Here is a 19,820-nt window from a genome sequence, read left to right on the forward strand (position 1 = left end):
CTGTTGTCATAGCGCCATATTACTTTTGTAAAAACATTAAGTAATAAATGGCAATATCATGAAATTAACATCCTTAAGAATTATAACTGCTAACATCAAAACTTTAGTTCAATTTTTTGAACAGGTAACCGGGTCATCCGCTCAATGGTACACTGATGACTTCGCAGAATTAGTTACCGGAACGGCTACCCTGGCTATAGGAAGTACAAGAACAATGAGCTTATTTGGTGAAGGTTTAGTAACCCCGGCCAGTAATAACAGCGTAATCATTGAGTTTCGAGTTGCGAATGTGGATGAGGAATTTGAGAGGATCAAGTATCTTATTGATAACATTGTTCAAGAACCAACCACAATGCCATGGGGTAATCGTTCGTTATTATTTCGGGATCCGGATGGCAATTTAATTAACTTTTTCACACCGGTTACGGCCGATGCTATAAAAAAATTTAGTTAACTGGCAGAAGCGCGCAATTTGCGCGCTTCTGTATAGATTAAATTTTTGTCCCCAGAGTGGGCTCGAATCGTTACATAAAAAGTGACTCACTTGATTTAAATTTAAGAGACATTAAATAACTAGCCTTTTATTACAGATTAATATGAACAAGGAACTTTTTGAAGCTGTAGTACACGATGGCATAGCCATAGCTGTTGTAAAATGAATTTTTGCTGTACGGCTTTAATTAAAGCTTATGGTAAATAAAATTTCGATAATCAGTTTATACCAGCTCCAAATCTTTAATAAACCTATGGGGGTTTTGATTTATCCGTAGATGGACCTTAAAATTCATTAATAGAGCGCTGCAAAACTGAGGCAAAATCTTCAACATTTGGATGCAAAAGCATTGAGAGATGGTCGCCCGGGACTTCATTGATTTCAACTCCTTTTTTAGCATATTTTTTCCACCCCAGAAACTCGGTATCATCTATATAATGCGTACATATCTTTGCCTTAAACAGGTATACATTGTCGTTAAATGGTTCAATTGAATAATTGGCCAGGGCGATTCTTAACTTGTTTCTTACTTTTTTTATCTGCCTGTAAAACTCCTTCGATTCCTCGTTTTGCTTCGGTTTGACGCGCAGTCTTTCTAACACATTCCGAAATGCACTGCTGGGGTGGGACAATGAATACTTTACCGATGCAATAACAGTGGGCAAATGCCTTTTTATTTTTCGGGGAAGAAGGTACGACCAGCTTTTGTATTTTGACTTTTCGGCATCAGTATCAAAAATTATTACCCTAACGTTTTTTCCTCTTTCAACCAGTTGTCTTCGCATCTCCACTGCAACATATCCGCCGAAAGAGTAACCAGCCAGCAAGTATGGACCGGTTGGGTTTTGATCCAAAATTTCTTTTACATAGCTGGCGGCGATTTCTTCCATAACCTCCAATGGCGCGTCTCCTTCAAGTCCCCTTGCCTGTAATCCATAAACGGGCTGTTCTTTATCCAGGTTAATGGCGAGGGAACTAAAATACAGCACATTTAAACCTTCACCATGTATAATATAAAGAGGCGGTTTGGAGCCATTTGGTTTTATTGCTACAAGGGCCTGCCAGTTTGAGGCTGTGTCATTAAGGTGTATAGACAATTCGCCAATCGTAGGATATTTTAATAAAGCAGCAATAGGCAAACGTTTGCCGGTAACCTTTTTAATACGGGCCATTATCTGCACAGCAACAAGCGAATGGCCGCCTAGTTCGAAAAAGTTGTCGTAGATGCCTATCTGTTCAATCCCCATTAAATCTCTCCATGCAGATGCAAGTTGTTTTTCCAATTCAGTTACTGGTGCTATGTACGGAGTATTGTTGTGTTCTCCAGTGATGTTTGGTTTTGGCAATGCATTTCGGTCAATTTTTCCATTGGGTGTTAATGGTACAAATGGTATGAAAACAAAATGATCGGGAACCATATAAGCGGGAAGGTTTTTTAACAACATTTTTTTTAGTTCGGCCTTTCTTAACTCTGTACCAGTATTCTTGGCATCAGCATTTAAAACCATATAAGCTGCCAGACTAGCACCGCCTGGACTATCTTTTCTTACGGTTGCTATAGCATCTTTTATGTCTTTTTCCTTCATTAAGGCATGTTCGATCTCTTCAAGCTCTATCCGGTAACCACGCACTTTTACCTGGTTATCCATTCTCCCAAGGCATTGTATCTCACCATTTTTGGTGAATCGTCCTAAATCACCCGTACGGTACATTTTTGCAAGTGGTTTTTCTGAAAAAGGATCGTTGATGAATCTTTCAGCCGTCATATAGGGCTTATTGATGTACCCTTTTGTTACACCGTCGCCTCCGATAAATATTTCTCCCGTCTCGCCATGAGAGAGGTTGTTCTGCAATTCATCCAGGACATAAATGGTTGTATTGTTTATTGGTTTACCGATTGTAATATCATCAGCACTTTTAATCAGCTTTTGTGTTGAATAAACAGTGGTTTCTGTTGGCCCATATTGGTTCCAAAGTTCATTACAGCGCGATAAAAGTAATTCGGCAAGGTGCCTTGTCAGTGGTTCGCCCCCGCAAATGATTTTTAAAGGCAGAAAGTAGTCCCAACCTGCCGCAATTATCATTTGCCATGCATAAGGGGTGGCCTGCATAATGGTAATCTTTTCCTTTTTTATAACATCAAGCAACAACCATCCGTCCTGTGCGGTTTCGGTACTTACCAATACGATTTGTGCTCCGCTGATGAGGGGCAGGTATAACTCAAGACCAGCAATGTCAAAGGAAATGGTAGATATTGCCAATAGTTTATCTTCTGCATTAATGCCGGGTGTTTTTTGCATGCTGAACAGAAAATTGAGCAGGTTTTGATGAGTGACCATAACTCCTTTTGGGGTTCCTGATGAACCTGAGGTATAGAGGATATATGCGAGGCAATTTAGATTAACAGATATTCCAGGCTCTCCGGGATCGTAGGTTTCCAACTTTTCCCAGGCATCTTCGATTAAAAGTTCGGTGGCATTGCTGAGGAAATATTTTTGGTATTTTTTTGATGTCAAAAGCATCGTTGCACATGAATCCAATAACATGAACTCAACCCGATCCTTTGGATATAAAGGATCGAGCGGAAGATAGGCTGCTCCTGTTTTAAGGATAGCTAATAACGAGACAATCATTTCAGGGGAACGATCAACCGCCACGCCGACGATGTCGCCTTTTTGGATGCCATTATCTATTAATAATTTAGCCAGCTTATTTGAATGTTCGCATAAGGTTTGATACGACCAAATACTGTCATTAAATTTTATTGCAGTACGATGGGGGTATTTTTTTACGCACTCATCAATATAATGATGGAGTGCTTTGAATGGAAGATGATCCTTAGCCAAATCAGGAGGATTCCCATTGTATGTAGATATATTGCGATTCATGTAATTTGTATTTTTTATCAACCATTAATCAAACAAACTTCAAAACGTAAAAAAAGGTTAATTAATGGATCCATTATATTTTTCAAAAAAAACCTGCTAGGAATGATACGTTTATAATTTTCTTACCCCAAAATCGGCTACAATTGTGCGAATAAAACAATAATCAGCATTTCAGGTTATTGGCTCTAATTCGGTAATGCTGCTACTTTAACAGTATTCCATTCAATGGTATTATATCGCCCGTACCAGAAGTTAGTGATCATGCGGGGAATAATCCAACTCCTTTTACATGGCTCGGTTTCCAGGAAAATCAGCGTAGCCAGCAATTCATCTCCCATAATTTTAAAACTCATGGTGTCAATAATCTCTAGCGACCTGGTAGACATCATTGTTTTTGCAGCGTCAGATAATTGTATGAAGTCCAGAATTTTATCCTGTAATTCTAGTTGATTGCTTGGGTCAAACACATAGCCATTTTCACCATCCTTTAAAAGCGTTAATCCCGAATTTATCTTGTCACTAAGTAGTACCGGCAAACCTGCAGCCATGGCTTCATTGACCACTAATCCCCAACTTTCATAAAAACTTGGCGAGATAAAAGCGTCGGCCGAATATAAATACGCCGGGATTTTGTCGTTATCAATAGCCCCTAAAAAAATTACTTTAGTGAGGTTCATTGATAGGGCAGAGCTTTTTAGTTCAGGAAATAAAGGCCCATCACCAATTATTATCAGGGTATAGGTGTCATCGTGGCTTTCAATAAATTTCCACGCTTCCAGCAAGCCCAGAACGTTTTTCTTCTGAACCATTCTTGAAACGCAAATAATCTTTTTGTTGGTTATCTCCTTATTGTGTGCAAATTTAAAAAGTTCGTTATCTATACAATCAAAGCCATACAGATACCGCATATTTTCTTTACTGTACACTGGGACATATTCAGAATCGTATTCCATTGAAGGCAGCCAAAGTGCATCAACCTGATTTGTAATCAAGTTTTTGATTCCCTGTATTATTAAATTTCTTTTTATCCATGATGGCTTACCGTCGTCAAACATAATGAGCTTCTTTTTGTTCTTTTTCGCCCATCGAAGGCCCAACGCCCCGGAATAAAAAACAATTGACCCGGCAATAATCACATCGGGATCCAGCTCATCTAGTTTCGAAAATACTTTATCTCTTATCTGATATTTGGTAAGCTCACCGCAACTGTCTTCCGGGAATAAGCAATCCCACCAAGTCTCGGTTTTATTAAAAGTTTCGAAATCATAAGGGGATCCTTTACCAAACAGCTCAATTGCATAAAAATCAATCCCCTGTGACTTTAAAAACTTATGCAGAAACATTAGCCTTCCCTTCCAATAAACACGGAGGTCCGTGTGTATTATTACTACTTTCATATTGTAATTTGCCTTACTTGTTTTGTTTATATTGTATTACCGGGTATGGAAACCTGAAGCCTTTATTTTAAGGCAGGTGATTTGTTGAATAATTCAATTTTTCACCTTCTCTTCCTTTTTAAACACGTCGTACACGATTGGAAATAATGTTTTGACCCAAAACTTAATGTGAGTGGTTGGCACCGACAAAGGAAAATGCTTCTTTACATATAACATATGTTGTTTATAGGCCAAGCCTTTGGGGCTATACAAAAATTCGATCCGCTTTTTTAATGGGGTACTTTGGGAGAGCCAGGTTACGCCATGGTCGTCGTCACAATGGCCGTAATAACCAGGCGCTATCCAAACATTTACTCCGTTTTTTATAGCGGTCAAGGTATAGTCATAGTCGGCAATGCCATGTGTGTAAGAGCCTGATAATATTCCTATCTTATCTACAGTTGATTTATCCACCAACATGATATTAGCATTGCCAATTTCACAGGCAGTAAGCAGGAATGGATCGGGTGTTACTGTAATTGTATCGCCACTGAATTTATTAATGATTTTTTGGCCACCATAGGTTATGGCGCTTCCATTGCTATCCTGTAAGGTTCCTAATATGATGTTTCCAGGATCGGGCAGCGAATTACAGGCCGAAAGCAAGCGCCCCAGGGCACCTTCAAATAACACAACATCATCGTTAAACAAAAGATAGAAATCATAGTCTTCTTTTTTAACTACATGCTCCCAAAGTGTTCGCATGCCGCCCGCCCAAAACAACGATCCAGAGCCGTTTAAAACATTTACAGTAGGAAAATGAGATTCAACATAAGAGGCTGTACCATCGGATGAATTATCATCCAATAAATAAGCATCAATTTTGTAATTATCAGAAACTTTTTGATTTACCAGACTTGTTAAAAAAGCTGTCGTTTTTTTTAAGCGGTTATATGAGCAGCTTAAAGCTGCAATCTTTATTTCCTTCTTTGGTCCACCAGTCATTTTATCCGTCATCTCATTTACACAACCATTTGAAGCACAACTTGTTTTAAAAAGAGTGCTAATTATTGCTTTTGTAAACGATGGTGCTATTTAACCGTTATTAAGGGATCTGATTGCTTATGTCAATAAAAGATTTACTTGTTTTATCGCTAAAAAATTAAGTTGATAAAATGAACTATTTGATGTTTTCTTTGTTGTTTAACATACTTCGGTGCCTTATTATGTTAATAAAAGCTTGGAGTGTACAAACAATCAAAAAACACTTATCCCATGCTTTCATTTTTCATAAGATTAATAAAAAAAAGAACATTTAATTCGCACCTAAGGGAGATTGCAGATTATGTTGATGTTGGTAAATCTCATTTATTGATGGGTTTTAAGCTCAATTTGAATCGGCCAATAGATAAAAAAAAATATGTGAAGATTGGAGACGATACTATTTTGGAATGTACAATTACTTTCGAATCTCCCAATGGAGAAGTAATTATAGGGAATAACACATTTATAGGTACAAGTACCATTATTTCCCGTTCGCAAGTAGTAATTGAAGATAATGTTTTTATAGCCTGGGGCTGCTATTTGTATGATCATGATTCTCATTCAATTGACTATAAAGAACGAGAGAACGACATTTTGCAACAATTATCAGATTTGCGTGCCGGCAGAAATTTTATTAAAAATAAAAACTGGGATGTAGTGAATTCCCGCCCAATCAAAATCTGTTCAAACGCATGGATAGGAATGCATTGTATTATATTAAAAGGCGTTACAATAGGTGAGGGGGCAATTGTGGGGGCAGGCAGTGTTGTAACAAAAAACGTTCCTGCGTGGACAATAGTTGGCGGTAATCCTGCCAGAGTGTTGAAAGAAATACCCGAGCATTTGCGAAAAAAATCAGATCATGATAAATTACTATATACCTTATAAGTTTGTTCGGCTGTTATTTTCCAGCTAAATCTCTCCAAAACCTTAGGCTGGTGTTTCAATAATTCTTTTTTTAATTCACCATTTGACAAGATCATCTTTAATTGATGGGTGAAGTTGTTAAAACTAGCTGGGTCAAAATATAATGCGCCGTTCCCGCCAACTTCAGGCAAGCTTGATGAACTACTGGCTAAAATAGGGCAACCGGCTTTCATTGCCTCGAGTAGGGGGAATCCGAACCCTTCGTAAACTGATGGCAGTATAAGGCAGGCGGCATTTTGATAAATAGAAAATAGTTCCTGATCAAGTGCCTGTACAGATTTAACAGCATTACGCAAACCAAATTTATTAAGCCCATCCTGTTCCAACTGCGTAAACGGAGATCCAACACACAAGAGTTTTAATTCATCATTGCCATCTAATATAGGAACTAAATTCTCAATCATTTTCCAGAAATTCTTATACGGTGTTTTCCTGTCCCCAATGTATAAAAGATATCGTTGTGGTTGCTCCGTTTTGCTATTTAAAAGGTTGAATTTCTCGCCTTCAACCATATAGTCGGGTGGGCCGTGGTAAACCATTGAAATTTTGTCTTCGCTAATTCCATAGATATCTTTCAGGTCTCGTTTTGTTGATTCGGAAATACAGATCAGATGATCGGCTCTTTTAAAGGTGTTTTTACGTTGCTTAAGCCAGTTTTTTATGTCGGGAAAATCTGATGGATATAATTCAGCGATCAGGTCGTGTACTGTAGCGACTATTGGTTTTTTTAAATTCGCCCCTTTTAAATATTCAGAATCATCAGCAGTAACGTGTATCAAATCTCGGTCACTGTTTCTAAGCCGATGAAATGCGATCAGCTCATTAATTTTCCCCATATATCTAAGAGCTGTTGAGGAGCCTGCAAGTTTATCAATTTTTTTAAGACCCAGCGGCCTCAAAAAAATGGCGCCATTCCCTTTGCCCAAATAATAGTTCCGGTAAATAAAAGCCCAGTTGTCAACTTTGCATAGTTTGTTTTCAATTAACGCTTTTTTTAAATTATAAAAATACCGCGACACGCCGCCTACCCTTTGTATTAAAAAAATCTGATTGTCAAAGTATACTTTCATGGCCGGTTGTTAATTTTTAATAAAGTTGTTTTATATTATTTGCGAATTGATTATTAAGGATTTGGTGATTTGTTTTTGCTTGGCCAAATTATCCTCATCTACAGGCAATTGTTCGATAAAAGACGCCGGCAAAGAATAATGATATAAAAACAAAAAGCACAGCATTATAGAAGTTATAAAAATGCATTCGCCAAAGCCAAGAATGAGAATTATCAAAATGGCGTAAATACTAACTTCGATATTTCCGTTTAATTTTTGGAATAAAGAATAACTTTTAAACAGCAGAAAACCGAGCCCTATCATCCCAAATTGTCCGAAAAAACTAAATATTCCATTTGAAAGTCCTATGTTTTTTAATAATGGTATGGATTGCTCGTAAATATTGGAAACCCCCCAAATAAGGTTAAACCTAAGAGCATTTATAAGGAATAACATGCTTCCAAAACGGTTTAGCGGCATAATCTGCCCCATATGGATGTACGTTTGATTTAGAGTTTGTATATTTTTAAGATCTTGCATATCCCTGTTATACGTAACACCAATCTTATCGAATAAGAATGGAAGCGATGTAGCAAAAGCTATAACCACAGGTACAATTAAAAAGAGCAATTTTGTAAATTTCACCCCTCTTGCGCGAAAAAATAATAGAAGAACTAACACGAATGCGATATAGGCAGTTGTGGATAAAGTGGTAATTAATGCTATAGACATCCATATGGCTTTTTTATCGAACGTGAAATTGTTAGTGAAGAAATTTAACAGCAGGCCGATAACTAAGAAGAAACCGAAAGCACCAGGTTCCCATGCAAAGCCGGAATTTCTGATAGTATGAACTTTTACATAAGTAAAGAATATCATGTTTACGTACCCGTTAAAATGAGCATACGGGAGATTGAGCATTTTGCCAAATGTGTACACTGTATCGCCCGAAATTAGTTGTAAGCAATAAAGCGGTAAGGAGAGAATTGCCAGGTGGCAGATCACTGTTGCAAGATATTTGATAGATTTCTCTCTTAGAATAACACAAAAAAGAAAACTTGGCAGCACATATTTAAATAGAAAAATGACATCACTAACCCAGTACTGCAATGGCAATTGGATAAGAAAAAGTGCGCGCAGTGTACAAAAGGTTAGGTAGATTAAAGCAAATTTTAAAAACAATTGGATGTCACTTTTTAAAAGACGTCCTTTTTCAAGAGCTATCCACAAAAAGAGGCCGTCAATCAGAAACCAGCATATATTCATACCATCGATGAAAGTTGCCTTACTGGAAAGAAGTATGAAAATCAAAGTGACAAAATAATACATAGCTAATATTTACTGTCTTCAACCAAACTCGGTTCAGATAATATAATTTCCTGTGCTTTTTTAGGGTTTTTTAAAACTGCTTTTATTTCCCTTCGCCATACTATCAACTGGATTGTAACCCACAAAGTGGTTGCGTAGGTTAACGAATTTAATCCCCAATGAAAATACTTTATAAAAAACAATACCACAGGTACATGTAGAACACCCGTGATAATTGAAACGATAGCCTGCAGTTTTATTCTGCCTGTTCCATTTAAAACCATAGAATACATCGCAGTAAATAATACCACACTGAAATATATAGCCATATTGAGGCTTAAAATAAAAGGTACGTGGATTTTTGGGCCAACCCAGATCTTAAATACTGGAACAACTAATAACAATTGTGCTAATATCCCTGCGAACAAAAACCAGGATGTTCTCACCAATTTCCGGATACTATTTCTGATCCAATCAAAATCATTTAATGCGAAGGCATTGGTGAAAGCGCCCCAGTAAGTAGCCAGTATGATATTGAGTACTAAAGTGGTGGTTGAAAAATACTTATATAATAAATTATAAAGCGTGACGTCAGCACCACCGAATTCGCGGGTTATAATTATCTCTGAAGTTGAAAAAAGAAATACACCTGCTATCTGTACTATAAAAAAAGCCAGGCTCAATCCAAATAGAGACTTACTTTTTGCTAAATTAATATGTTTAAAAGAAGGCCTTATTATTTTATATTGGGTTTTAAATAATATAAGCGTATATAATAGAAGGACAAAAACCGGCAAAATAGTTTGTGCAAATGCCAGGCTCACCATTGATCCTTTTAAAAATTTGCTGAACAAAACAATAGGGACAAGCGGAATAAAATTGCATATCAATTGAATAAGATTGGCCTTATATATTTTCTGATCGCCCTGGAGAATGGAAGAGATTGGTTTTAGAAAAAATTGCAGCAGAAGACCCACAAAAACTGTTGCAACAGTATACAGCAATTCCTTTTCAACCAGCCGGGTATTAAAAATCGAATTCCAGTTAGCAAACTGGAGGAAGATAACAAATAGCAGCAAAATGGGGACAACGATCATCAGTAGTATGGCATAAGTGGATGATACGGCAATTTTTGCATCTTCATATTTCCCAACAGCAAAGTACTCGGCTACCTTGTTCCGGAGTCCGTTTGCCAAACCTATGTCCAGTATGCTTATCCAACTTACGGTTGAAGAAATGGCCAACCAGATGCCGTATTTGTTGGTATCGAGCAGCTTAAGGGAGAAAGAGATAGTGAGAAAAGAAACTATAATGCTAACTGCCCTTAATAGAAAAGAGACAACAATATTGAAATTAACCTTGGCCGTTCGGCCACTGCTTTGATCAAATAACGATGTTATATTATTTTTTAGAAGTTTTATCACGCGTTCAGTATTTATGTTTTTCTCTTACTTTTTTAGCTGTTATAAAATCGCGATGTTTTAATTTATTTAACGTTGGAAGCTCCAATTACCTGGTCGCCTCCCGGGAGTAATGTTCATACTTATATCCCTCGCTGTCGCGACCATTTTTTAAGCCATTATATATGATGTTCATTTTTTGAAAGCATTCATTAGAATTAAGCTTTCTGATAAAAGGCAACAGCGATTTTGAGGTATAGTTATGTCGGACTACATAAAGTGTCACGTCACAAAATTTTGCAAGGATATGAGCGTCATTGATAGCATGAACAGGGGGACTATCAAACAAAATGTAGTCATATTGTACACGCCATGCACTGATCAGCCGCAGGAATGATTCTTGTTCCAGCAGTTCAGAAAAATTGTCTACAAATGGGCCGGAACCAATAATGCTCAAATTTGGATATGAAGGAACCTCTTGCACAATATCCTGTTGAAACGCCTGGTTTGTTAGATAACTGGTTAGGCCAGTTAAAGGTGCGAGTCCGAATGTTTTCGAAATAGTAGGTTTATAAATATCCGTTTCTATAAGCAGCGTTTTCTTTCCGATACTTGCCAGTGAAACAGCCAGGTTGCTGCTTACCATACTTTTACCCTCATTTGCCACACTTGAGGTTACCAGAACAAAGTATCCTCCGACGATAGATTCGTTTAGCAGATTAAGCTGTGTGCGTAAATGCCTGAATTGCTCTATAAGCGCGAAGCTCTCCTGGTTAGCGCGGTTTTCAAATACAATTGCAGATGGTAGTTTTATGTAGCTGAATTCAGCAATTACCGGTATGCCAGTTGCTTGCTCAATTTCTTTGCGACTACCTACCCTGTATTTCACTATATCGCGGCTGTAGATAAACCCTGCCGGAAAAATTAAACCGATTAGGAAGGCAATACCAAAAGGCATTATTTTTTTTGCGGCTTTTAGTGGCAATGTATGGGCAGCATCCACCAAACGGACCTCGGATGCTGACGATGCATAGGTTAGCGCAATAGTTTCGCGCTGCTGTAGCAAATAATTATACAAAGATGATTTAGTGGATTGCTGGCGACCCATCCCTGAGAGTTGCTGCTCCTGGACAGGAACATTTTTGATAGACGACTGAATATTTGATTTAAATGATGCCAAAGACCCCTGCATCGTTGTTAAAGAAGACTTCATGCTCTTAATATCCTCTTTGATTTCTTGTTTCAGGGAAGCGATCTGACTGTTTATGGGGTCAAAAGCGGGATTTTTTTCGGGCAGTGTAGCCAGCATTTTGTCTCTTTCCAGTTCAAGGTCCGATAATTTTTGGATTAGTGCTGATAGATGCTGGTCAGAGATGCCGATGGCAGAAGGAATACTTGAATCATTGTTTCCCGGCTTATCCAAGTAGGCTTCCAGGTTTTCAATCACGTGTAATTGAACGTTGATTTCATTTAGTTTTTCATTATTGGACTGGATGCCCTGCAGATACATTTGTGATTGAGCGTTAACATCCGTCAAGCCATTATGACTGCGATAGCCTTCGATGCTGTTTTCTGTATAATTTAGCTGACCCGAAATAGAATCAAGTCGCTTATCAATAAAATCTAAGGTGCTTTTAGTTATTTTACTTTTTTCAGTAATGTCAGATCGCTTGTAGAAATAAATGAGATAATTTATAAAATCTTCCCCTTTCCTTACATTGGGGTCGCTTAAAGAGATATTAATAACTGTGGCCGGCTTTTCCTGGGCTTCTACAGTAAGCGCATTCTGGTAAGCTAAAGTGGTAGTTTCCGGATCGGTTATGCCGATTTCAATTTCGTCACCAATATAGTGTACAATGCTGGCATTTTTACTTATTGTCCAAGAACCGAGAGCGTTTTTTATAGTGTCATTGAAGCGATGTTTGGCTGAATTGCCTTTTTTGTCTAAAAGTAAGTAGGAGCTGGTATCCAGTATAAGTAAATCAATTTTTGGAGACGGTGTTAGCATGCCCGCATCAAGTAAATTAATCTTAACCGGACTTATGCCATAAAGGTCGCGATTCTTAATAATGCCGCCTTTTAACTCATAATCAGCCCAAAGCTGAAAATAATTCACTACGTTTCTTATCAATTGGTTGGATTTTAGTACTTCTATTTCATTTTCAACAACCTTGGGCGCATTAACCTGCTCAAGTGACTGAAATTCAACTAATGAGGATTTTTGTTCAGGCGGTTGACTATTATCACTCTGTATCATCATGGTTGCCATTATTTCATAAGCCGGTGTTTCACGTATGGTGTAAATAAAGGCTATAGATAAAGCAATGAGGATAGATACAACAAATAAAGGCCACCACAAGCGATATTTAATTAAAAACGCTCTTATATTAATAGCCTCGTCATTGGTGTTATTTTGACGGGTATTAATGTTCCCGGGTTGTTTATTATTCATAATAGGAGGGATAAACAAGGATAATAAACTAGTGATGGTAAACTAAAAATGCAGAAACTAATATGGCAACTACCGAAATTCCGGAAATGACTAATGTGTTGGTCTTGTAACTACGCGCAACGTTATCATATTTTGTCTTATCAGCATCTACATAGATAACATCATTGTTGTGTAGATAATAATAGGGCGAATCAAAGACATACTTTTTAGTTAAATCAAGCGTGATGAATTGCCGTTTCCCGTTCTCCTCACGGATCAGTAAAACATTTGTCCTTTTTGCAGTGATACTCAGGTCGCCTGCCAAGCTTAATGCTTCATTAATATTTATGTGTTCGTTTTGAATGGTATAAATGTCCGGCTTCATAACATCGCCTAAAACTGATATTTTGAAATTGAGAATACGAACGTTTACAATAGGCCCTTTTAGATATTCCTGAAGATTTGCAGTTAGCTGTTTTGCAACCTCGTCTGTTGTTAGTCCATATACTTTCATAGTTCCAACCAAGGGTAGTTGCATCTGTCCGTTAGCGTCTACTTTAAAGCCATAGATTGGATTTGTTGTACTATTATCAAGATTGTTTCCGCTTACGCGAGCAATGCTGGTGTTAAATACAGAGGCTGCTTCAGGGTTTAAACTGTTAACATTGATTCCCAGGATGTCTCCCGGCTGAATTTTAAAGGGCTCATAGTTTTTAATTTCTTCTTGAATATCGCCTGAACGATTAGCGTCTTGGTAATAAGAAACTTGTTGGTAACCTTTGTCTTTATAAAGGCCACAAGCAGACAATAAAAGCGCAAAAATTGCGACTAAAGGGAGCGGAAAAAAATTTTTCATGGGGTCTCAAAATATTCGATCTTAATCTTAATTTGTGACCCCAGTTTAGCAAGCGCTTACTGAAACATAAATTTTTAATCAGAACGTAAAAGTTCGTAAGTAAACAGATGTTGTACAATGGCATACAAAGTATATACCACCACAAGCATAACTATGTTAATAAGCAATTAGTTATATAATTGTTTTAAATTTTTTATGCGTTTGGAACGAAAAAAAAATCTAAAATGCAACGCGATACTTTAACCGCCTTTTATCATCAATTCTATATAACTTTCATCGGTTGAATTTCAACTGCGGGGGATTTGTTTAAACATAAAAACGTACTGCTCCGTGCTGATATAACCCTCTTTATTATAAAATTTATAGGAGGGCATGTATTTGTTCGTCATCAGTACAATCGAATCAATTTGATATTTCGCTGCATAAAGATCACAGTAATCCAACATTTTTTTACCATAACCCATCCTTTGCTTTTCTTGCGAAACAAAAAATTCATCAATCATCAGTTGTTGGTTAGTCCACCACGTTTTTACGTGCGCAAACACTGCTCCTGTTAGTTTATCATCATCATATAATGCAAATCCAATAAATTGCTGACAACCCAAATATTCCACCAGATATGCCTGTGCTTTGCTATAAGTCCAGGCATAGTTCCATGGCGGACAGTTATAAGCCTTTATATATGCGGGGACACATTCGTCCACATTTTCGAGTGTTATCGGAACAATCATCGTAAATTGATTAGTAAATTTAGTTTAATAAGCAGGTGCCGCTTGGTTAATTTTATATCTTCCGGCTGCGCTTAAAAGCTAGCCCCCAGAGTTTTGTTCGTTTTTATTTTATGTTGATCATGAGTCTCAGCATTGTCCAATACTGCCTCCAATATTGATGCAAATTGTTCAACGTTAGGTGGCAATAACATGGATAAATGGTCTCCCGGGACTTCATATAGTTGGACTCCGTCTTTTGCATATCTTTTCCATCCCAAAAATTCAAGGTCATCCACATAATGCACACATATTTTCGCTTTGAATAAATAAACCCTATTATTAAAGGGTTCCATCGAATAATTTCTGAAAGCGCTCAAATGTTTTCCCTTAATTCTTTTAATTAATTGATAGAATCCTTTAGACTCTTTTTTTGATAAATAATTAGATAAAAAATTAGGTGGGTGATTTATAAATTGTTTTTTAAAGGTCGCTAATGGTCGCTGAAATGATGATTTTAGAAATGACATGAAGATAGGAATGTTTCTTTTTACCTTTCTGGGTAACAAGTAATACCAGTCTTTATATTCGGTCTTTTCAGCATCCGTATCAAACATAATTAACATTTGTACCTCTTTACCCATAGCTACTATTTGCTTTTCTATTTCCACTGCCACATAACCACCAAAAGAATAGCCTGCTATCAAATACGGGCCGCCTGGATTATGCTGAACTATTTCGCTCAGATAGGCCGCGGCAATTTGTGTTATAGTTCCTAATGGTTCATCAGTTCCGTTAAGTCCACTGGCCTGTAAACCAAAGATGGGCCTTTCTTCGTCTATATAGTCCGCAAGGCTGCTGAAGTTAAGCACATGCAACCCTTCTCCGTGGATAATGTATAGCGGAGTTTTGCTGCCCGATGGTTTAACGGCCACCAATGATCTGTAAACGATCTCTTTTTTTTCGCTTTCAATAAAAGCTGCAAATGACCTTATAACCGGATATTTAAAGAGAACGGATAATGGTAGCTTTTTCCCAATTTTCCTTTCAAGTTTCGATAGAATCTGCACCGCCATTAACGAATGACCGCCAAGTGCAAAAAAGTTGTCATCAATGCCAACTTCTTTGATTCCTATACATTCCTGCCAGATAGCAGTAAGCATTTTTTCTGTTTCTGTCTCAGGCGCCGAGCGGGTTTCTGTAGGCAGGGCAACTTCTTGTGGGGTAGGGAGTGCGTTTCTATCGATTTTTCCGTTAGATGTGAGCGGTAGTTTGTGCAGGTCTATCCACGTGGAGGGCATCATATATTCAGGGAGTTTTGTTTTTAAAAAAGCCACCATATCTTCTTTCTTAAATTCCCCATTTGGAACGATATAACCAATGAGCCGTTTGGTACCGCTTGCAGTATCCTTTGCAAGCACTACAGCATTGCAAACGGCAGAACTACTGTTTAATACGCTTTCAATTTCTCCTAACTCAACGCGAAATCCATTGATCTTTACCTGGTTATCCTGCCTGCCCAAAAACTCCATATTGTAATCATTCATCATTCGCCCCAGGTCACCGGTACGATACATCATTCCTCCCGCTGTTTGATTAAAAGGATCCGGAATGAAAGAAGCCTGCGTTTTCTCCTCGTCATCTGCGTAGCCGCGGGCAACGCCAACGCCGCCTATGTAAAGATCGCCGATTTCGCCCATCGAAACGGGGTTTAACAACTTGTTTAATATATAAAAGAAATTATTTTGGATGGGTTTGCCGTAAGGAATACTCTTCCATGTTTTTTCGGTTTGATCAATGATATAATAATTTGACCACACTGTAGCTTCTGTAGCACCGCCTAAACTTACCACCTGTGCTTTTGGAAAGAATTTTTGCAGGCGCGAAGGCAGCTTGACAGGGATCCAGTCGCCACTCATAAAAATTGTTTTTAATCCTGTATAACGGTATCCTTTGCGTGCCTGTTCCAGATCTTTTACCAGATAGTCGAGTGTTGTGGGCACGGAGTCCCAAAAGGTAATCTCGTATTTGATTAACATGTCCTGTAGTGCTTGCACATCCTGAATTTCCTTATTTTCAGCAATGACAAGCGAACCGCCGGCAGCTAATATTCCGAAAATATCGTACACCGACAAATCGAAACACATAGAAGTGATAAAAAGCAGGCGATCATCTGATCCAATATTGAAGCGTTTATTAACCCATGAGATTAAGTTGATGGCCGAATGGTGTTCGATCATTACGCCTTTTGGCTGGCCCGTTGAGCCCGATGTATAAATGGTATAAGCCAGCTGCGAACTGCTAATGGCCAAGCCTGGATTGGCATCGTTAAGTTCCGAAATATTACTAATGTCTACGTTAAGAAAATTTTCCGCCCCAATCGTATTTTTCAAAGGATAAGCATTCGTTGAGACTACCATTTTTAAGGCAGACTTATAGAATATATGTTCCTGTCTGAGTACAGGATATTCCGGATCGATGGGTACATATGCCCCTCCGGCTTTTAATATGCCAAGCATGCCAATAATCATATCAAAATCACGCTGAACTAACAAGCCGATATTATCCCCGGGAACAACGCCCTTTTTAATAAGGAAATGAGCTAAACGATTTGACGCTCTATTTAGCTCATCATAAGTCATTGTGCATTCACCTTTTCGTAGGGCAATTGAACCAGGTGATCGGAGTGCCTGTTCTTCAAAAGGGGCAAACAGCGTTTTCTCTCTGGCGTATGGAACGGTTGTATTATTGAACTCGTCCATCAGTTGGTCGTCAGCAGCATCGGTATGGATAATAGTGGGATACATTGGACTTGATAATGATTGTTTTTTCACACGGATTACTTCAGCGTTTAATAAACTCAAAAATTCACCGTTAGCATAGTTTTATGATTTGCTTTTATTCGTATTGATTTTTAACTAAATAGCCTGACTCTTTTAGTAACCTTTCCCTGTTAAATAATTCAACATCAGCGCTTACCATCTCATCTACCAAAGCTTTCAAGTCATATTTGGGTTTCCATCCCAATTTTTGCTGGCATTTTGTGGGATCACCTATTAGAAGGTCAACTTCTGTTGGCCGGAAATATTTAGCATCAACACAAACTATTTCTTTCTCAGTCTCTAATAAGTAATCGGGATTGCTACAGGAGGTTACATATCCTTTTTCATTAATGCCCTCTCCTTTAAAATCAATGGTTATCCCCAATACGGCAAAAGCTAATTTTACAAAGTCTCTAACCATGGTGGTAATACCGGTAGCAATAACAAAATCTTCCGGCTTTTCTTGTTGCAACATTAAATGCATCGCTTCTACATAGTCTTTTGCGTGGCCCCAGTCACGTCTTGCATCCAGATTCCCAAGGTAGAGTTTATCCTGCAGGCCCATGGCAATTTTAGCTACGCCCCTGGTGATTTTTCGGGTTACAAAGGTTTCGCCGCGTAAAGGACTTTCATGATTAAATAATATTCCATTGCATGCAAATAAACCATATGCCTCTCTGTAGTTTACGGTTATCCAATAACCATAAAGTTTAGCAACTGCGTAGGGTGAGCGGGGGTAAAAAGGAGTGGTTTCGGATTGAGGTACCTGCTGCACCAGGCCGTATAATTCAGACGTAGAAGCCTGGTATATTTTGGTCTTTTTCACCAGGTTGAGTATCCGAACAGCCTCAAGTATCCGTAAGGTGCCGATGCCATCAACATTTGCAGTATATTCAGGTGTGTCAAAGCTTACTTTCACGTGCGACATGGCTCCTAAATTATAAATCTCATCAGGTTGAGTTTGCTGTACTATCCTGATCAGATTGGTAGAGTCAGACAGGTCGCCGTAATGCAAAACAAAGTTGCGGTTCGATTCATGTGGGTCCTGGTACAAATGGTCAATCCTGTCGGTATTAAACAAAGAACTTCTTCTTTTTATACCGTGTACCGTGTAGCCCTTTTTGAGCAAATATTCTGCTAAATAAGAACCGTCCTGGCCGGTAATGCCCGTAATAAGTGCTACTTTGTTCATTTTTATTTATTTATTAAGTCAAAAAAACAGTCCAATATTTCAATAATTGTATCATTAAAAAGCATTTTCATCGCCAAATAAAGTTTTAATCACCGTGAGATAAACGATCTTAAAATCGAGTGCAATGTTCCAGTTTTCCATATACCAAATGTCGTGTTCAATACGTTTCTGCAACTGTTGTGGTTCTTTTATTTCGCCCCTGTAACCGTTTACCTGCGCCCATCCGGTTATCCCGGGTTTAGTGGAATGACGAAGCATATAATTATTGTGAAGCAGGGCATATTCTTCGGTATGTTTTAGCATGTGGGGCCTTGAGCCTATGATTGACATGTTACCGGCTAAAACGTTGAAGAATTGTGGTAACTCATCTAGATTTGTTTTCCGTAGGAAACGCCCTAGTTGAGTAATCCTTCCATCTCCGCGGGTTACCTGACGACTGTCTGCATCAATATTTCTTCTAAGTGACCGGAGTTTAATTATTCGAAAGGGGATATTATTTTTACCAGACCTGAGTTGGGTAAAGAAAACCGGCCCCCTGGAATCGAGTTTTATGAGCACGGCCAGGATAGGAATTAGCCATGACAGTAGAAATAATAATATAAAGCTTGCAATAATTACATCAAAAACTCTTTTCTGCATCAGTGCTGAAATATCTGAAAGCGGATCATTGCGGAGAGATATTGCCGTTGTGTTTTTTATAAAACCTGTTTGATATTTGTTTTCTAAGAAACGATTCGACTTCAGTTCGAACTTACATCCTGCAAATGATTGACTGTTTGGTTCGGCCAGCTTGTATAGTGCCGGTTGTGACTTTGCCTGTTTGGTAGCGTAACTCTCTGCAAATGGGTTTTCCTCATCATAATTAACGCTACCATTTATCCCGTTTGCTGATGATAAACTTGAGTTAAGGTCATTACGATCTATAACCCCATTTTTCTTTGAATGCCCATCTGTTTTATAAGTATAGCTGCTTAAAATAATGTAAGATGAACGGGTAAATGATAAAAATAAAGCGAAGTAACATATATCGTAAAAAATGTAAGAATTGTTTCCGGAACGTAGTAACGATAATGCAAATAGGTAAGAAAAACAGTTGTAGCAAATAAAAGCGATGCAGGTTCTGCTAAATATCCGTTGACTGTTTAGCCAACCACTATTCAGATACATCGCTGATGTAAATGAGCAGATTGTCCAGCATATATTGGAAAAAATGCAGAATACTATGTAAAGAAATAAATTGACTGAGTATCTATCTATGTAAGAAAGTGTTGCAAGGTTGATGATATTAAGAGCGAAGAGATCGGAAAACGCAAAATATACCTTATTG

The 19,820-nt window shown here is 38.1% G+C and carries 14 protein-coding genes; 2 read left to right on the forward strand and 12 right to left on the reverse strand.

Annotation, left to right across the window (positions count from 1 at the left end; all coding sequences use genetic code 11):
- The first annotated feature begins 58 nt into the window (after positions 1 to 58).
- Positions 59 to 454 (forward strand): VOC family protein, encoded by a 396-nt coding sequence (locus JN11_RS09285; protein ID WP_144911929.1) that lies wholly within the window; start codon positions 59 to 61, stop codon positions 452 to 454.
- A gap of 323 nt (positions 455 to 777) precedes the next feature.
- On the opposite strand, the gene JN11_RS09290 is transcribed toward JN11_RS09285, so the two are convergent.
- The 3 genes from JN11_RS09290 to JN11_RS09300 all read right to left on the reverse strand — a co-directional run bounded on the left by JN11_RS09290 (position 778) and on the right by JN11_RS09300 (position 5,774).
- On the reverse strand, positions 778 to 3,381 hold the full coding sequence (locus tag JN11_RS09290) for a non-ribosomal peptide synthetase (protein WP_144911931.1): 2,604 nt from the start codon (positions 3,379 to 3,381) through the stop codon (positions 778 to 780).
- Between the two features lie 185 nt (positions 3,382 to 3,566).
- Complete coding sequence (locus JN11_RS09295) at positions 3,567 to 4,778, reverse strand: glycosyltransferase (protein WP_144911933.1); 1,212 nt, start codon at positions 4,776 to 4,778, stop codon at positions 3,567 to 3,569.
- Between the two features lie 93 nt (positions 4,779 to 4,871).
- The gene (locus JN11_RS09300) at positions 4,872 to 5,774 is read right to left on the reverse strand and encodes a glycosyltransferase family 2 protein (protein ID WP_144911935.1); all 903 of its coding nucleotides are present in this window, start codon (positions 5,772 to 5,774) and stop codon (positions 4,872 to 4,874) included.
- Positions 5,775 to 6,032: 258 nt separating this feature from the next.
- Here JN11_RS09300 and JN11_RS09305 point away from each other — a divergent pair, with 258 nt between their 5' ends.
- Positions 6,033 to 6,689: an acyltransferase gene (locus tag JN11_RS09305; RefSeq protein WP_144911936.1), complete on the forward strand. Its 657-nt coding sequence runs from the start codon at positions 6,033 to 6,035 to the stop codon at positions 6,687 to 6,689.
- Here JN11_RS09305 and JN11_RS09310 read toward each other — a convergent pair.
- The 9 genes from JN11_RS09310 to JN11_RS09350 all read right to left on the reverse strand — a co-directional run bounded on the left by JN11_RS09310 (position 6,662) and on the right by JN11_RS09350 (position 19,660).
- A complete protein-coding gene (locus JN11_RS09310) occupies positions 6,662 to 7,798 on the reverse strand; it encodes a glycosyltransferase family 4 protein (RefSeq protein WP_144911938.1) in 1,137 nt (378 codons plus the stop codon). The two genes, JN11_RS09305 and JN11_RS09310, sit on opposite strands and share 28 nt — an antisense overlap.
- 30 nt (positions 7,799 to 7,828) lie before the next feature.
- Positions 7,829 to 9,088, reverse strand: a complete 1,260-nt coding sequence (locus JN11_RS09315) for a hypothetical protein (protein ID WP_144911940.1) — start codon at positions 9,086 to 9,088, stop codon at positions 7,829 to 7,831.
- Positions 9,089 to 9,108: 20 nt separating this feature from the next.
- Positions 9,109 to 10,509, reverse strand: a complete 1,401-nt coding sequence (locus JN11_RS09320; protein WP_170227729.1) for an MATE family efflux transporter — start codon at positions 10,507 to 10,509, stop codon at positions 9,109 to 9,111.
- Positions 10,510 to 10,594: 85 nt separating this feature from the next.
- Positions 10,595 to 12,937, reverse strand: coding sequence for a GumC family protein (locus JN11_RS09325; protein ID WP_144911944.1), 2,343 nt, complete (start codon positions 12,935 to 12,937; stop codon positions 10,595 to 10,597).
- Between the two features lie 28 nt (positions 12,938 to 12,965).
- On the reverse strand, positions 12,966 to 13,772 hold the full coding sequence (locus JN11_RS09330) for a polysaccharide biosynthesis/export family protein (protein WP_144911945.1): 807 nt from the start codon (positions 13,770 to 13,772) through the stop codon (positions 12,966 to 12,968).
- 287 nt (positions 13,773 to 14,059) lie between these two features.
- Entirely contained in the window at positions 14,060 to 14,503 is a 444-nt protein-coding gene (locus tag JN11_RS09335; protein ID WP_144911947.1) for a GNAT family N-acetyltransferase, read from the reverse strand.
- A 71-nt stretch (positions 14,504 to 14,574) separates the two neighbouring features.
- On the reverse strand, positions 14,575 to 17,286 hold the full coding sequence (locus tag JN11_RS09340) for a non-ribosomal peptide synthetase (protein WP_144911949.1): 2,712 nt from the start codon (positions 17,284 to 17,286) through the stop codon (positions 14,575 to 14,577).
- Between the two features lie 91 nt (positions 17,287 to 17,377).
- Complete coding sequence (gmd, locus tag JN11_RS09345) at positions 17,378 to 18,493, reverse strand: GDP-mannose 4,6-dehydratase (protein WP_144911951.1); 1,116 nt, start codon at positions 18,491 to 18,493, stop codon at positions 17,378 to 17,380.
- A 54-nt stretch (positions 18,494 to 18,547) separates the two neighbouring features.
- Entirely contained in the window at positions 18,548 to 19,660 is a 1,113-nt protein-coding gene (locus JN11_RS09350) for a sugar transferase (RefSeq protein WP_170227730.1), read from the reverse strand.
- Between the last annotated feature and the right edge of the window lie 160 nt (positions 19,661 to 19,820).

The sequence above is a fragment of the Mucilaginibacter frigoritolerans genome, from assembly GCF_007830615.1.
GTDB classification, from domain to species: Bacteria; Bacteroidota; Bacteroidia; order Sphingobacteriales; family Sphingobacteriaceae; genus Mucilaginibacter; species Mucilaginibacter frigoritolerans.

Bases quoted from the DNA above. Each gene is read 5' to 3' on its own strand.
- JN11_RS09290 (WP_144911931.1), bottom strand. From the start codon at position 3,381: ATGAATCGCAATATATCTACATACAATGGGAATCCTCCTGATTTGGCT.
- JN11_RS09295 (WP_144911933.1), bottom strand. From the start codon at position 4,778: ATGAAAGTAGTAATAATACACACGGACCTCCGTGTTTATTGGAAGGGA.
- JN11_RS09310 (WP_144911938.1), bottom strand. From the start codon at position 7,798: ATGAAAGTATACTTTGACAATCAGATTTTTTTAATACAAAGGGTAGGC.
- JN11_RS09285 (WP_144911929.1), top strand. From the start codon at position 59: ATGAAATTAACATCCTTAAGAATTATAACTGCTAACATCAAAACTTTA.
- JN11_RS09325 (WP_144911944.1), bottom strand. From the start codon at position 12,937: ATGAATAATAAACAACCCGGGAACATTAATACCCGTCAAAATAACACC.
- gmd (WP_144911951.1), bottom strand. From the start codon at position 18,493: ATGAACAAAGTAGCACTTATTACGGGCATTACCGGCCAGGACGGTTCT.
- JN11_RS09305 (WP_144911936.1), top strand. From the start codon at position 6,033: ATGCTTTCATTTTTCATAAGATTAATAAAAAAAAGAACATTTAATTCG.
- JN11_RS09350 (WP_170227730.1), bottom strand. From the start codon at position 19,660: ATGTATCTGAATAGTGGTTGGCTAAACAGTCAACGGATATTTAGCAGA.
- JN11_RS09330 (WP_144911945.1), bottom strand. From the start codon at position 13,772: ATGAAAAATTTTTTTCCGCTCCCTTTAGTCGCAATTTTTGCGCTTTTA.
- JN11_RS09300 (WP_144911935.1), bottom strand. From the start codon at position 5,774: ATGACGGATAAAATGACTGGTGGACCAAAGAAGGAAATAAAGATTGCA.
- JN11_RS09335 (WP_144911947.1), bottom strand. From the start codon at position 14,503: ATGATTGTTCCGATAACACTCGAAAATGTGGACGAATGTGTCCCCGCA.
- JN11_RS09340 (WP_144911949.1), bottom strand. From the start codon at position 17,286: ATGTATCCCACTATTATCCATACCGATGCTGCTGACGACCAACTGATG.